General features: G+C 53.3%; 12 protein-coding genes. 1 reads left to right on the forward strand and 11 read right to left on the reverse strand.

The features are described 5' to 3' along the window. Positions 1-48: 48 nt before the first annotated feature. From NST08_RS21285 to NST08_RS21325, 9 genes are all read right to left on the reverse strand, one after another. Positions 49-1470 carry an alpha-L-fucosidase gene (locus NST08_RS21285; protein ID WP_341342274.1) on the reverse strand — a complete coding sequence of 474 codons (1422 nt, stop codon included), beginning with the start codon at positions 1468-1470 and terminating at the stop codon, positions 49-51. Positions 1471-1489: 19 nt separating this feature from the next. Beyond that, positions 1490-3091 (reverse strand): ABC transporter substrate-binding protein, encoded by a 1602-nt coding sequence (locus tag NST08_RS21290; protein ID WP_341342649.1) that lies wholly within the window; start codon positions 3089-3091, stop codon positions 1490-1492. A 180-nt stretch (positions 3092-3271) separates the two neighbouring features. Beyond that, on the reverse strand, positions 3272-4168 hold the full coding sequence (locus NST08_RS21295) for a carbohydrate ABC transporter permease (RefSeq protein ID WP_007127624.1): 897 nt from the start codon (positions 4166-4168) through the stop codon (positions 3272-3274). Between the two features lie 15 nt (positions 4169-4183). After that, the gene (locus tag NST08_RS21300; RefSeq protein ID WP_232239426.1) at positions 4184-5113 is read right to left on the reverse strand and encodes an ABC transporter permease; all 930 of its coding nucleotides are present in this window, start codon (positions 5111-5113) and stop codon (positions 4184-4186) included. A 289-nt stretch (positions 5114-5402) separates the two neighbouring features. After that, positions 5403-7658, reverse strand: a complete 2256-nt coding sequence (locus NST08_RS21305; protein WP_341342275.1) for a helix-turn-helix domain-containing protein — start codon at positions 7656-7658, stop codon at positions 5403-5405. A gap of 441 nt (positions 7659-8099) precedes the next feature. Then, a complete protein-coding gene (locus NST08_RS21310) occupies positions 8100-8669 on the reverse strand; it encodes a helix-turn-helix domain-containing protein (protein ID WP_077567572.1) in 570 nt (189 codons plus the stop codon). Between the two features lie 31 nt (positions 8670-8700). Then, positions 8701-9669 (reverse strand): NAD-dependent epimerase/dehydratase family protein, encoded by a 969-nt coding sequence (locus NST08_RS21315; RefSeq protein ID WP_144867530.1) that lies wholly within the window; start codon positions 9667-9669, stop codon positions 8701-8703. A gap of 16 nt (positions 9670-9685) precedes the next feature. Continuing rightward, complete coding sequence (locus NST08_RS21320) at positions 9686-10876, reverse strand: glycine C-acetyltransferase (RefSeq protein WP_144867528.1); 1191 nt, start codon at positions 10874-10876, stop codon at positions 9686-9688. Positions 10877-11413: 537 nt separating this feature from the next. Continuing rightward, complete coding sequence (locus tag NST08_RS21325; RefSeq protein ID WP_007127615.1) at positions 11414-12316, reverse strand: LysR family transcriptional regulator; 903 nt, start codon at positions 12314-12316, stop codon at positions 11414-11416. Between the two features lie 269 nt (positions 12317-12585). Here NST08_RS21325 and NST08_RS21330 point away from each other — a divergent pair, with 269 nt between their 5' ends. Further along, positions 12586-14133: a methyl-accepting chemotaxis protein gene (locus NST08_RS21330; RefSeq protein ID WP_341342276.1), complete on the forward strand. Its 1548-nt coding sequence runs from the start codon at positions 12586-12588 to the stop codon at positions 14131-14133. 108 nt (positions 14134-14241) lie between these two features. Here NST08_RS21330 and NST08_RS21335 read toward each other — a convergent pair whose 3' ends face one another. After that, the gene (locus NST08_RS21335; protein ID WP_040737838.1) at positions 14242-15324 is read right to left on the reverse strand and encodes a sensor histidine kinase; all 1083 of its coding nucleotides are present in this window, start codon (positions 15322-15324) and stop codon (positions 14242-14244) included. Beyond that, positions 15321-16007, reverse strand: coding sequence for a response regulator transcription factor (locus NST08_RS21340; protein WP_028406075.1), 687 nt, complete (start codon positions 16005-16007; stop codon positions 15321-15323). The genes NST08_RS21335 and NST08_RS21340 overlap by 4 nt, the downstream gene beginning before the upstream one ends. Between the last annotated feature and the right edge of the window lie 140 nt (positions 16008-16147).

Here is a 16147-nt window from a genome sequence, read left to right on the forward strand (position 1 = left end):
TCAATGAACGCTCTCGGTCAGCTCCAACCGCAGGGGTTCAACCCAGCTTCAGTCAACGCCCCGATACACCTCGATCGCGGAAATGTTCGGACACCATCGCGATTCCAAAATGGTAAACCGGATGTACCTGGACCGTACCGCTGGAAACTTGCAGATCCGCTTGCGGCCAATGACCGTTCCGCGGCAGATTGGCTTCCAGGCACCGTCCTCCCTGTACTCCAGCTCGTACCGTTCGACCCGCTGCCCATATCGGTGTTCAGCCAGCACGATATGATCAAACTCCTGCTCGCTCCCGAGATCGACCTCGATCACGGCGTATTCGGTGCCCTCCTCCGGGCACCAATACGTGTCCTTGTCCCCGTCCAGCATGTTCGCGGCATCGGACCCCGGCATCGTCTCCGATGCCGCAATATGCGCCTGTGCAGCGAGGTTCGTCTTGAACGTAGCGCGCAGCACCTCGCCCAGCTCCCGCAGCCGCTGCCTGTCGTTCTCGTGAATCAGCCCGCGGGGATCCGGCGGAATATTCAGAAGGAAGGTGGCGTTGCCCCCGACCGAGCCGTAATAAATATGCAGCAGCTCTGCAAGCGGCCGAACCTTATCGTCCTCCGAGGCATGGTAGAACCAGCCCGGGCGGATCGACGTATTCACTTCGGCCGGATACCACACCAGCTCGCGCTCACTCAGGATGACGCTGCGGCTGCCAAGGTCCTCCTCGCTCGAGCTGTAATGGCGGGCAAACTCGCGGTCGTCCGTCTTCTGGGATTTTTCCTGAATCGCTTCGTTTTCGCGCAGGGACGCAGGGACGACGCTCCATTCGGACTCCCGGCAATGCCCCGCCTCATTCCCGCACCAGCGTATGTCGGGACCGCATACGGAAATGGCGGCTCCCGGCTGCAGCTCCCGGATCAGGGCGTAATACGCCTCCCAGTCATATTCCTGGCGCTTGCCGTTCGGCCCTTCGCCGCAGGCGCCGTCGAACCATACGCAGAACAACTCGCCATACCCCGTAAGCAGCTCCCTTAATTGGTTCAGAAAAAACTGATTATACCGCGGTGAATCTCCATACGTCGGCTCATGCCGGTCCCAAGGGGAGACATAGATGCCGAACTTGATCCCGCCCCTCCGGCAGGCCTCCGCGACTTCCCGTACCACATCGCCCTCGCCGCCGCGCCATGGGCTGCTCTTTACGGAATGTTCGGTATACCGGCTCGGCCACAGGCAGAACCCGTCATGATGCTTGCATGTAAGGATCAAGCCCCGCATGCCGGCGCTGACGCAGGCCTCTACCCACTGATCCGCATCCAGCTCCGTGGGATTGAACAGCGCAGGGTCCTCCTTCCCCGTTCCCCACTCCATATCGGTAAACGTATTTACCGTAAAGTGGATAAATGCGTAAAACTCCATGTCTTGAACGGCCAATTGCCGCTGTGTCGGCTGGATGCGAGCCGCGTATTCGATCCTATTTTGCAAGCGATAAACCTCCCGTCTGTTACGAACCTTGGTTATCCAGCGCTTTCTGGTGAATTTCAAGATATTTATCCAGCTGCAGCCCTTTAAACCCGCTTACGTAAGCGTCCCAATCCTTCTCGATATCCTTGCTGCCGGTTACGAACTGGGCCAGGTTCGATTTCACGTAATCCTGAATCGTTTTTTGAATCTGCGCAATGAACGTGGCGTCGGCCGGATCGATGAACACGTCAGTCGGGTACACGAGCTCAGGCTTGGCAAACGGCTCATATTTCTTGGCAGCCAGCCACAGCCGGTATTCATAGGCTCCGTTGCCCAGCGGATCCTCAGGCGCGACGAACGATTCGCGGATCGAGTTGACCATCAGCATCGTCCCGAGCTGCCACCAAGTAACATCCGGCGTCCCTTCGGGCACATCCCGCTTCAGGGCCTCGTATTTGGCCGGCTTGCCATTGTAATCAAGCGCACCGGCTTCCGCCTTCCTCCAGCCGTCCCCTTCAAACCCCCAAGAGGTCATGACCGTCCCTTCCTCCGAGAACAGATAGTCGGCCAGCTTAATGGCGGCGATCCGCTCCTCCTCCGTCGCTTTATTCGTGATGACAAAAGATCCATCCCCCGCGCCTACGCTGTAGCCTGCCAGCTGTACACCGTTCGGCCCTTTCAGCGGCGGAACGACGTCGTACTCCTTATGGCGCGGCTTCGCGTCCGTTGTATCCAGCATGCTGCTGATCAGGGCGTAGCCGACCGCACCGACCACATTCTCGGATTTATTCCCCAGCTGCTTGACGGCATCGCCGTTTTGCGTAAACGCGCCCTTGTCGATCAAGCCCTCGCTGTACAGCTTCCGTAAGTACTTCAGCCCCTCCTTCCATTCAGGCTCCGTCGCGGACAGAATAACCTTCCCGTCCTTCACGCTCAAATACGAGGTGCCATTGTTATATATAAAGGCATTCATCAAAAAGGCGTCAACTCCTCCTCCCCACACATCAAGCGAGGTGGTCAGCGGAATTTCATCGGCTTTGCCGTTTCCGTTCGGGTCCTTCTCCTTGAAGGCTTTCAGCACTTCATAGAATTCATCCGTGGTTTGGGGCATTTCAAGCCCCAGCTTCTCCAGCCATGTCGTATTGATCCACATCCGCTGGCCATATGTGCAGTGCAAGCACTCATTCACCTTCGGCAAGGCATAAATGTTGCCGTCCGGCGCCGTCATGGCCGGGGCCAGGTACGGAATCTCCTCCATCGCCTTCTTAATGTTCGGCGCATGCTGCTCGATCAGATCGTTCAACGGAATGAATGCGCCCTGCATACCGTATTTGATCTGATCCGCCTTTGAGATGCCGGCGTTCATAATGAGGGCCGGATAATCTCCGCTGGCCAGCATAAGCAGCTTCTTGTCGTTGAATACGGCATCCGGGGTCGTATTCCATTTAAATTTGATGCCCAGCTTTTCTTCAATATGCTTGGAGAACGGATTGACGTCCAGGCTTTCGATCCCTCCGGACTGGGGCGCGAATACCGTCAATTCGACCGGAGATCCCGGATCCCCCGTCTTAGCGGTGCTTCCCCCTTCTCCTTTGGGTTCTGCCGGCTTCGAGCAGCCCGATAGCGCCAAGACAATGACCATAATCAAACTTAAGTGCCATACGATGGTTCTCTTCAAACGAACTCCTCCTCATGAATGGAATTAGAACGCAAGTCTTACCATCTTCCAATCAAATGCTTCTACATTTACCCCCATAGCTGATGAATCGCTTGCATGACAGTCTGTGCCTCACCTCCTTCCCTTCGGCTTCACTCCAGTGAGCTATCCCTTGAGTGAACCGATCATGACTCCCTTGACAAAATACTTCTGCACGAACGGGTAAATCATCAGCACCGGCGCGCTCGCTACCACGATCAGTGAATATTTCAGCAGGTCCTTCATCCCTTCGCGGACAAGCAGCTCGTTCACGTTGGTGACCATCTCCGCGCTGACGGAATTCAAAATCAGAATGTCCCTTAGAAAAATTTGCAGCGGGAACAAGCTGCTGTCCTTCAAATAAATCAAGGCGTTGAAGTAGGAATTCCAATGTCCGACGGCATACATCAAAGCCAGCACGGCAATGATCGGCTTGGATAACGGCAGGGCAATTCTTAGAAAAAAGGTAATGTCGCTGCTCCCGTCCATCTCTGCCGCTTCGGCCAGCTCTTCCGGAATGGTGGTCTGAAAGAACGTTCTGGCAATGATCACCTGAAATACGGCCAGAGCTCCCGGAATAATCATCGCCCATCGTGTATCGAGCATCCCCAGCGATTTGACGAGCAGGTAGTTCGGGATCAAGCCCCCGTCGAAGAACATCGTGAACACCAGCAGCATCATAATGATATTGCGGACATAGAACGTTTTTCTGGCCAGCGGGTAAGCCAGCATGACGGTAAACGCCACGTTCACGAGGGTGCCGACCACCGCATAAAATAGCGAGTTGCCGAATCCGATCAGCACATTGGAATTTTGGAATACGGCCTTATACCCGATCAGCGTCACATCGACCGGCCACAGCCACACTTTACCGGAGGATACAGCCCCCGGCGAGCTAAAGGATGCGCTTACAATGTGCAGCAGCGGAAACAGAATGACGATTAGAATAACCGACAGAAACAAATACACCAAGCCGAGAAACAACCGGTCCTGGACAGACTCCCGAATAGCGGTTCTGCTCATGCGAATCCTCCTCTCTTACCACAGGCTCGTGGATGATACCTTGCGGGACACAAAATTGACGATAACCAGCAAAATAAAGTTAATGACGGAGTTGAACAGCCCGATCGCTGCCGAGAAGCTGAAGTTCGCTCCAAGCAGCCCGACCTTGTACACATACGTTGAGATGACCTCCGACGTATTCTGGTTGAGTGGGTTCTGCATAAGATAGATTTTCTCGAAGCCAAGGCTCATTACATTCCCTAGATTCAGGATCAGGAGGATGACGATAACCGGGAACAGACTCGGAATATCGATGTTGATGATCTTCTGAAGCCGGGTCGCTCCATCCACCCTGGCCGCCTCGTACAGATCCGGATTCACGCCGGCGAGGGCCGCGATGTAGATAATGGCGCCATAACCGGTGAACTGCCATGCATCGGACCAGACGTAGATGGACTTGAACAGCCCCGGGATGCCTAGAAAATCGACGGGCTCAAGCCCTAGCGCCCGATACAGATTGGACATGAGTCCGGTATTCGGCGATAAATTCACGATGAGGATCGAAACGATGACCACGGTCGAAATAAAATAAGGCGCATACGTGACCATTTGAACCGTCTTCTTGAACCTTCCGTTTCGAATTTCATTCAGGGCCAGTGCAAGCAGGATTGGCGCCGGGAAACCGACGAGCAGTCCGTACAAGGAGATTTCTAGCGTATTTCTGACATACTGCCAGAAGAACGGAGCCTCGAACAGCTGCTTGAAATAATCGAATCCCACCCAGGGGCTTCCGAATATTCCCTGAACGACGTTGTATTCTTTAAATGCAATCAGAACGCCGAACATCGGAACGTATTTAAAGATGACGATATACAGCAGAGGGAAGAACACGAGCAGGTAAAATTGCCAATGCTTCATCAGCTTCTTCCTTGTTCTGCTTCCGGGCTTGTGCAATGGGACATTCATTCCGGCCGTTGCTTCCATTGTTTTGCTCATGCGAGCCACCGGGCTACCCCTCCTTATCGATTTGATGACCCTTAGTCTAGGGGAAGCCGCCCCGGCTGTTCAATAAACAAGATTCGCCGGCCCAACGTATTTCCGCGAAGCAGACTGGATGCCATAGATCAGGCAAGCATCAGACGGATAAACCTTTTTCCGCCGCTAAACCAAACTCCCCGCATGAAAAAAATCCCGCAGAATAGCGCATTCCGCGGGATTTTGAAGCCTCGTCCAGAATCTGGGGCGCGTCTCGGTTCTAGCCTTCGGCGATCCGATTTGCGTCCCCGGAAGCCGCCTGGTCCCGATACTCGCCAGGGGACAGGCCCACTGTTTTTTTGAACATTCGGCCAAATGAGATGGCATTCGAGTATCCGACCTTGGTCGCGATTTCCTGAACGGGCAGGGCCGTCTCGACAAGCAGCCTTCGGGCATGCGTGATCCGCAGCTCAATCAAATAATCAACGAACTTCTGGCCCGTCTCCTCCCGGAACAGCTTGCTGAGCGTCTTCCAATTCATATGGAACTGTTCGCTCAAGTAGTTCAGCGACAGATCGGGATTCGCCGAATTCTCCTCCATATACTGCCGAATTCGCCGGATCGTATCAGCGTGATTGCGTCCGTTGAGGACTGCTGCCATGCCCTCGTACAAGGACGAGAGCGCCTCGCCGCAGTTTTGCTGCAGCTGCTCCAGCGTGTCCGATCGCTGCAGCGCATGCCGCAGTTGAGGCTGGCCCTCGTTTAGCCAAACGTCCTGAAACTCCTTAGCCATACAGGATAACTCCCGGCCGAGCGCATAGATCAAGTAATCCGCTAAACTGTGAACCCCGTCCCGGTCCAGCATATTCTTCTCAATATGCTCGATCAAGGCTTTATATTTCTCCCGCCAATCCGGATTCACCATCCGAAAGGACTGGGCGATGGAACGGATCTGATTCAGAAAATCAAACGCATGTCCGCGCTCCTCGCCGGCGATTTGTCCGTAAGGAATGATCCTGTTCTCGCCGAGAATCATTTTATATTTCAATGCCTTGAGCGCTTGGCTGTACGACTCCGGAATTTCCGTATACTGCTCTGCCTGCTTTCCCATGCCAATCGTTACGGTCAGCTTCAGATGCTCCTCCACCCACCGGCGGGCATCTTCGAAGATTACAGCAGCCTCCTGCATCTTATCCTGAGCCGGATCGACCTGGATGATAACGCCCAGCTTCGATGCGGATGTCCATTCCGCCCAAAGGACGGCTCCCCGTGCAGCTGCCGTTTCCTGAACAACGCTCTTCAAAGCAAATTTCAATAAATATTGATCCTGCTCCCGGTACTGTTCGCAGAAGTGAGCGTACTTATCGATCTCCATCACGCTGACGATCTGAGGAGAGGCCAGATCCGGCAGCTCAATGACATCCCTCTGTTCATTCCACTGCTCCAATTGCAGCGGATACTGCCCCTCGATCAGCTGCTGAAACAAATAAGCCTTCCGAAGCAGCAAATCCTCGCGATGCTGCTGCTGAAAGCTGTTGGACTGCTCCAATATGCTCTCAAGCGCCGATTCAATGAAAGCAAACTCATCCTGCTTGCGGCCGTGAAGCAGCGCATTCGTCTTGGTCTGTGTATACTTCTGAACCTGAGACACGATGGCCTCTACCGGCTTGTAGTTTCTGCGTGTAACATAAACGATCCATACAATGCCGGCCACACACATCAATATGCCTACCATGAACCACACGTTGTACAGCTGGCTTACGATGCCGACTACTCTGCCCTGCGTCAGGCCGCCCTCATATACCCAGCCCGTGTACGGGGAAACTGCGCTGGACACCGGCTCTCTCTCCTCCGCCGCCATCGTGCCCGGCGTCATGGAATGGCCGTCCGCATCCTTCATTCGGATAAAGCTGACATCCGAGTTATACATCCCCTGAACCATTTGGAAAATGGCATCCACTTTGATATTGACTGCAATAAGCCCCCGGCCGCGGGATACGAACGGTGCGTCCCGAACCAGCGTGACCGTTTGCCGTGCACTGTTAAAGCTGAATTCCCGAAAATCCCGGACGCCGCTCCAATGGGCCTCGCTGTTTTTCCGGCTCAAGTAGGGTTTAAGGAAAGCATAATCCGCATAGTCCTGAAGCTTGAAGGCGGAGGATGTGGTTAGAACATATTCGTCCTGCGTGCGTACCAGCGCCATGGAATCCACAAGGGGACTGGACACCTTGAACTGCTTCATCGCCTGTACGGCCTGCATGTTCAAGTAAACGTCATCCTGGTCCTCGGAGCTGAAAAAATCGGACAAATCCGGATTAAACAGCAGCTCCTGCACCAGCATCTGATCGATGGATTTCAGCGAGTTATCCACCGACCGCATCGCCTGCTGGATCATCGTCTCATTGGCCTGCACCGCTCCCTGCCGCGACTGTTCGCCAAGCATTTGGAAAAATACGAAAAACACAAAGGAAATGACAATAAAAAAGACGGGCATATACGATAGCAGCTGACGGTAAAACCAAGCTTTGTTCCCCATAGACATCCCCCTACCCAAAAGGTTGTTCATCCATCCCGATACGTCAGCCATGCCGATAGACACGCTGACCGTGTTTGGCCCGGAACCGCCGGAGCCGCTGGAAGCGCTTTCTAATCAAAAGCCAACGGCTTCCTTCGGAACTCGTTTGCTTCCGATCCCTGCATTTGAAGTATTAGCTTCATATTAGAAGAAAACGCGGGGTTTACCAACACTTTTATGGGCAGGGACTGAAAAACATGTCTCTGGTATTAGGCGGATAGGAGCGTTGAATCAGGCATGCCGGCAGGTCGGATGCGATCAAAAATGAAGCGGGGGGACAACGAAGGTGTCTAGGAAAAAAACATAAAAAAGCAAGTACAGGATGCTCGATCCTGTACTTGCTGTGGATACCATGAGGTTGGATACGCCCCGGCACTTGAGGCTTTCCCGCTCTCAGGCCGCTTATCCGCGTGCCGCGGCATCCGCATAGAAAATAATCGTATAAAATTTCGTAATCTCGTTCCCCGGGTTCCGGTAACGGTGGGGACGATTGGCCGCGAAATGCACGGAGCTTCCCGCAGGCACCGTATAGCATTCGTCCTCCCGCCAGAGCTCGAGCTCTCCCTGGTGGACAAATATATATTCCTCAACGCCGTCGTTATGCGCTTCCGATCCATGATCGCAGCCGGGATCCATGATGACCATATACGACTCGAATTTGGTGCGAAGGTTGTAGGAGAACAATGGATGCACCCGGTATGCGCCTTCTGCCTCATGGAAAGGCTCCACATCCTCAGGCGATACGACCGTCACCTCGGTCTCCGCTTCCTCAATCAGCGTCGTGAATGATATCCCCAGACCGCTTACGATGCGCCATAACACCGATATCGTCGGGTTTGAATCCCCCCGCTCGATCTGGCCGAGCATTGCTTTGCTTACGCCGGTCAGCTCCGATACATTGTCCAGGCTGAGGCCCCTCGATTTTCGAATGGCTTGTAAATTTCTCCCTACCTTTTTATGAATGGGTTCCAATCGTACAATATCCTCCTTCGGTACCTAACGGCTAGCTGATTTTGCTCTGATCCGCCCGCAGCTTTTCCGTAAGCTTTGATACCATATCATCCGTCATTCGGTTCAAATCATATTGTACATCAAATCCCCATTCTTCGCGTGCGCAAGTTGCATCAATCGCGTCCGGCCATTCGTTCGCAATGGACTGGCGGACCGGATCGACCTGATAATCCAGCTTAAAGTCCGGGATATGCCGGCGGATGCTGGCAGCGATCGATTCAGGCTCAACGCTCATCGCCGTCACATTAAAGGCGTTCCGGTGCTTCAGCCGTGAACCGTCTGCCTCCATCAGTGTGATGATCGCGGATATGGCATCCGGCATATACATCATGTCGAGGTACGTTCCTTTCTCGATATAGGAGGTGTATGAGCCGCTGCGAACCGCTTCCCAATACATGTCGACCGCGTAATCGGTCGTTCCTCCTCCAGGTGGCGCGGAGTGGGAGATTAGCCCTGGAAAACGGAGTCCCCTCGTGTCCACGCCGTATTTATGATGGTAATAATCGCACAGCAGCTCGCCAGACACTTTGCTGACTCCGTACATCGTCAGTGGACGCTGCAGCGTATCCTGCGGGGTCGCACGCTTCGGGGTATCCGCCCCGAAGGCTGCGATCGAGCTCGGTGTAAAGAACTGGCATGACAACGCCCGTGCCGTCTCCAGCGCGCTCAGCAGGCCTCCCATATTCAGATTCCAGGCAAGCGCCGGGTTCGATTCCGCCCGCGCTGACAACAGAGCCGCCAGATGGATTATCGTATCCGCTCGAAACTCTTTAGCCGCGTCATAGAACGCCTTGCTGTCCGTGACATCCAATAGCCTGAACGGTCCGCTCTGCACCGCCTCGCTTTGCGATTGGCGAATATCCGTTGCCAGCACGGCTTCGTCGCCGTATATTTGCCGCAGCTTTACGATCAGGTCCGAACCGATCTGACCGAGTGCACCCGTGACCAAGATTCGTTTCATGAATCATGCCTCCTTCTTAGATCAGACCAAGCTCGCGTCCGATGGATTCGTATGCCGCAAGCGCGCGGTCCAGCATTTCCTTCGTATGGATCGCGGTAGGCATGTTGCGCACTCTTCCCGTCCCTTTCGGCACCGTCGGGAATACGATCGCTTTGGCGTACACTCCCTCTTCATATAGACGGGTGCTGAATTTCTGAGTCGTCGATTCGTCCCCGATGATGCAAGGCGTAATCGGGGTTTCCGTAGCGCCGGTCGAGTAGCCGAGCTGCCGGAGCCCTTCCTGCAAATAGCGGGTGTTCTCCCACAGCTTCGATTGAAGCTCCTTGCTGTTCTGAAGGATATCTATCGCCGTAATGCACGCTGCAACTGCACCAGGAGGCAGTGCGGTCGAGAAGAGGAACGGCCGGCTGCGGACCTTGAGCCAGTCGATCAAGTCGCGGGAGCCCGCTACGTAACCGCCGACCACACCCACAGCCTTGGACAGCGTTCCGATCTGCAGATCGACCCGGTCCGACAAACCGAAATGCTTCACAGTACCCGCTCCGTTCCCGAGCACGCCGGAGCCATGGGCATCGTCAACATAAGTAATGAGATCATAGGCCTCCGCGATTTCCACGATTTCCGGCAGCTTGGCGATATCGCCGTCCATGGAAAATACGCCGTCGGTAATAACCATAATTTTATTGTATTGCCCGGATTCTCTCGCCTCGCGGGCTTTCGTCCGCAAATCATCCATATCCGAGTGGTTGTAGCGAATCACCTTCGCTTTCGTCAGACGGCAGCCGTCAATGATCGAAGCATGGTTCAGCTCATCCGAGAGAATGGCATCCCCGGCTCCCATCACAGCCGAAATGGCCGCCATATTGCAGTTGAACCCGGATTGGTACGACAGCACGGCTTCCGTTCCTTTGAACTGGGCCAGCTTCTCTTCAAGCTCCACGTGAAGCGACAGCGTTCCGTTAATGCTGCGCACGGCGCCGCTTCCTGTCCCAAAATCCCGGGTTGCCCGGATTGCCGCTTCCTTCAGCCGCTCGTCATTGGCAAGGCCCAAATAATTGTTGGAGGACAAATTTACGAATTCGCGTCCTTGAATCTTGATGACCGGACCGTTCGGACTTTCGAGCGGCTGGATCGTATTATAGAGCCCCTGCTCCTTGAGTTCGGTTAAATTCTGCTGCAAGAAAGCGCTTAACGAGTGACTTGGCATATCATTTCCCTCCTAAATGGATGATGAATCTGAAAGAGGTTGTTCAAAAAGTCATTTTTTGATCACGAAGGGAGTCAAGAAGTATCTCGGCATCGAATCTTGAATTCAGCCGGGCCTAAGCAGATGCTTCCGAAGTATGTTTCCTGCGGAAACATTGTAGGTGCTCACGTACCCAATACAGCAGATGCTTTCGAAGGCGTTTTCTGCGAAAACGTGTAGCTCCGCTCCTCACTCCCTAGCTTCGTCTAACTAAAGCGTTTTGGAAAAACGCACTTCGGAAGCATGGGCTTCGGTGCTGAAAAACCGACTTTTTAAACTCGCACTGAACATCCTATCAATTACAACTCCATTGTATGCAAAACCTCACATATATGCAATATCTCGCACAAATATATGTTATATTAGACTACGAAATAAAAAATCCCCCGTGCCATGATCAAAAAAGACAAAGCGTCTTTCCTATCATTACCCCGGAGGATGCTTTCAGATATATTATGGATTCGAGATCAGCTATGACAGCCCTGTGCGAAAGCCCGGTCAATCGGCAATCGCCGCATGCAGAGCCTCCACATAGGCCGTGGCCAGCTTGGAGAGCGCGATATTTTTATGATGAATCCAGCCGACGTTGATCGTCTCATCGCACGCCAGAGGAACGGGAATGATCTCGTTGCCGTTCAAATCCGCGCTGAGCACGCCCGTGGAAATCGTATAGCCGTTCAGGCCGATCAGCAGATTGAACAAAGTTGCACGGTCGTTGACCCGGATGCTTTTTTTATGCGACAACGTGCTCAGAATCTCCTCGGAGAAATGGAAGGAGTTGTATTCCCCCTGCTCGAAGGACAGGTACGGATAATGCTGCAGCTCTTCGATCGTGACGATGGACTGCTTGGCAAGCGGGTTATGGACGCTGATAAAAATATGCGGCTTCGCTGTGAACAGGCTGTTAAACTCTAAACCGGCGTCCTTCAGCAGCTTGTTGATGACCTTGGCATTAAATTCATTAAGGTACAGGATTCCGATCTCGCTGCGGAAGGTCTTCACATCCTGAATGATTTCATAAGTCTTCGTCTCACGGAGCGCAAGCTCGTACTCCTCCTGTCCGTACTCCTGAACCAAATGGACGAAGGCATTCACGGCAAAAGCATAATGCTGCGTCGACACCGAGAAATGCTGCGGTGACGGCTTGGCGTTCAGGTACCTTCCCTCCAGCAGCTCCGCCTGCTCGACGACCTGCCGGGCATATCCTAGGAACTCGGCCCCTTCCTTGGACAGGATGATTCCTTTGTTCGTCCGTTCGAAAATGGTTATCCCAAGCTCCTCCTCCAGGTCCTTGATCGCATTGGACAGACTGGGCTGAGAGATAAACAAACGCTTGGCCGCCTCATTCATCGAGCCCCGGCCCGCAACCTCTATCACATACTTCAATTGCTGCAATGTCACCCTAGATCTCCCCCTTCTAACACCGGACTTTAACGCTGATCTTTTACATGTTCACGAAGGACCAATGGCATAAAATTTTATTTTTTGAGCCATGCGGCCGATAACATAATTACAAGAAATCTTTAAAATTTAAGCTGTATATTTTAAGTCCAGAATTCTTGATCTGAAGAAAAGCACTTCCTCTGCGCCATTGTACTTATCCCAAGCACAGGTATACGCAGAACCTACTATTGCACCCTGCCAAATGAAAAGGAGTCCGATCCCTGCCCATGATGAACCGTAAGAACAAACTTATGAATGCCGTATCGCTAGCTATTATCGGAATTACCGCTATTGTACATCTTCTAGCCCGCAGGTTCCATGTGTTCGACCAAAACATGCACGCCCAGGAGATGCTCTCCTCTGCCCAAATGGAAGGCCAATTCGGAGCCATCCTGAACGTGCTGCTTGTTTTGCCTGCACTGCTGCTGGCGGTTACGCTCGTCATTTACAGCCGCAAGCCGGACCACCCGTGTATTCCCTATATGCATACCTTAGTCCTAACCCTTGGCAGCATCTCGATCATTGCCGGCGCAGGGGGGCATGTCGAATTTCACTTTTCCATCTTCATGGTGATCGCGGCCCTCTCTTACTATAAAAATATAAAGCTCATCTTCTGCATGACCGGCATATTTGCCGCGCAGCATATTCTCGGGTTTCTTCTTATTCCGGAGCTTGTGTTTGGAACGACGAGCTATTCCTTGACGATGCTGATCATTCATGCGGTATTTCTCATTCTTACCTCGGCTGCAACCAGCTGGCAAATTCACAGCACTCTGCGGATCGAAGCATCCTTGAGAGAGGCGCAGCATCAGCAGCGTGCTGCGATGATGAATGACATCACGTCTAAGCTGGCCGACTCCACCCGCCAATTGAAGGAGACCGCTGAGCGGCTGGCCGGGCAATCCAGGCAAAGCACCGGACTAAGTCAACATCTGGGGAAGATCATCGAGGACATTGCTCATGGAACGAGGGAACAGATGGCTGCGATGGAGCAAAACCGTGCCATCATTCTCGAAATTGGCGGAAGCATCCGCCATGCGGCAGCATCGGCGTCGGAAGCCGCCGGGGCCTCCGAGGAATCCGCGCGACAGGCGGAATTCGGCAGTCATATCATCGGCAATATTTTATCCGAAATCAAGAATACCGGTCACTCGGTCGACCAAAGCCGGAATACGTTGATGGTGCTGAACCGGCACGTCTCCCGAATCGGTGATATTCTCGAGGTAGTCCGAGGCATTGCAAGCCAAACCCATCTCCTGGCATTAAACGCGTCGATTGAGTCGGCAAGAGCCGGGGAAGCGGGCAGGGGATTTGCCGTCGTTGCCGGCGAAGTACGTAAGCTCGCCGAGCAATCCTCGGCCTCTGTCGGCGAAATCACCGAACTGATTGACAGCATACATAGGGAAACCGCCGATCTGCTCGGCAGCATCGGCCAAGTCCACGACAATATGAGCTCGGGAGTACGGGTCGTCGATCAGGCGAGGGCCTCGTTTGATGTCATCCACCATGCCGTGAAACAGTCTTCCGACCAGATGAAGGAAATATCCGCCGCGACGCAGCAGTTGTCCGCCGGCTCCGACCGGATGAATCATTCGATTCAAGAAATGACCCGTTTTACGAACGATACGGCCGCCCACGCTCACGACATCGTCGAAGCTTTCCAAGAGCACGCCGCATCCATCCGGCAGGTGTCGGATGCCGCGGATCTTATGGCAGCGCTGGTCACGGACTTGAACGGCATCATGGACCAGTTGGCGAAAGAGGCGACCGATTAAATGCCTCATTCGCCTGCCAAGGCTTTGAACGCTTTCAGTACATAAAAGAAGAGACCGCTTCGTGGTCTGCAGCCCATCTATTCCCGTGTTGTAGGTGGGCTGTTTTTTTCATCCTAATGGAAGTTTTACCGTAAACTCGGAGCCGACCCCCACTTCGCTCCGTACCTGGATGCTTCCCCCATGGACTGAAACGATCTGATGTGCAATCGACAGTCCGAGCCCTGAGCCACCGGCGATTCTTCCTCTTCCGGCATCGGCGCGATAGAACCGGTCGAACAAATGCGGAATCGCTCCCTCCGGAATTCCGGATCCGGTATCGGTGATCGAAATCGAGACGCAATCATGAATGATCTGCATGCAGACCGTAATCTTCCCGCCTTCCCGCGTATGTCTTAGCGCATTCGTCAATAAATTCAGAAACACCTGCTTTATCCGTCTAGGATCCAGACATACCGTCGGCATATCTTCGTTACAAGATACGGCCAGACTAACCCCATATTCATCCGCTTCCGGCTGCACCAGCTCAATCAGCTCCTCCATAAGCATAGGCAAGTTCGTTGGTTCTTTGTTTAATATAAGCTCTCCGGCTTCCGCCGTATTCAGCAACTGCAGTTCATCCACTAGCCTGATCAGCCGCAGCACTTCATCATGCACGGAGAGCAGCGCTTCCGGCTTAACGGTCCCTTGAGACTGCTGAATCAGCTCGAGCTTGGATTGAATGATCGCCAGCGGCGTCCTAAGCTCATGCGCTACATCCTCAACAAGGCGCTTTCGATTATCCATCAAGTCGCGGAGCTGGGTCGTCATCGAATTAAATGCCTCGCCGACCTGACCGTATTCATCGGCCCGTTCAATCGGGACTTCGGTGGCAAGCTCACCGCCCGCTACCCGGCGCATGACGCGTATCAGCTTGTTCAAGGGATTCATGATTAGCCCAGAAAGCCAGTAGCCGAGGATCAATGCCGCTCCCGCAATAAACAAAGTCATGTTGAAGGCCTTGATCTTCATCTCTGCGAGGATATACTGGCTTACCCCCTCCAAAGAGATCATTCCTTCATTGCTTCCACCGCCATCCGTGTAATATCGGGCGAATAGGCTACCCAGGTAACCTTGCGTCGTCCCGATATAGGCCGCACTGACAAGGACTACCAGGACGCCCATCGCCAAAAAGATTTTGCCCCGCACACTCATCCTTCTTCACCGAACCTGTATCCGAATCCGTACACCGTCTGAATATATTTCATCCGCTCCGGATCATTCTCCAGCTTTTTCCGAAGCTTGCTGATATGGGAGTCCAGCGTGCGTTCATAATTCATGAAATCATCGTCCATGGCGGCTTTTATTAACTGCAGCCGGCTGAAAACGACGCCTGGTCTTGAAGCCAGTGTCAGCAAAATTTTAAACTCGGTCGGGGTCAGGGGAATGAGTGCGCCGTTTCTTGTAACCTGGCATTTGGTCAAGGAAATACGAAGATCTCCCCGCTCAAGGTCGGCCGGTTCGTCGTTTCTCGGATCGATTCTCCGAAGCAATGAACGGATCCGGGAGGCAAGCTCCCGCAAACTAAAGGGCTTGGTCATATAATCATCCGCCCCCAGCTCCAGGCCGATAATTTTATCCGTTTCCTCCGTTTTGGCCGTTACCATAATAATGCCGCAAGAGCTGACCTGTCGTAACTCCCTGCAAACGTCAATGCCGCTCTTACCCGGAAGCATCCAGTCAAGGACTACGATCGCGGGCCGTTCCCTGCGTGCGGCTTCCACCGCGTCAAGACCATTGGTAACTGCGTATACGAGGAATCCTTCGGCCTCTAAATATTGCTTCATCGACTCGAGCATCGCCTTTTCATCCTCTACTATCATAAGTTTCGTTTCCATAAGCATAATTTCTCCTCATTCGTTTGTAGCCATTATAACCCGGATATGGCCATAAAAAGTGCTCTTACACATAATCAATAGATCGTTTCCACAAGTTCTACACAATCGGACGGTAAACTGGTTACATCAATGAAAAGGCG

This window comes from Paenibacillus sp. FSL K6-1566, from assembly GCF_038050475.1.
Taxonomy (GTDB): domain Bacteria; phylum Bacillota; class Bacilli; order Paenibacillales; family Paenibacillaceae; genus Paenibacillus_AQ; species Paenibacillus_AQ lactis.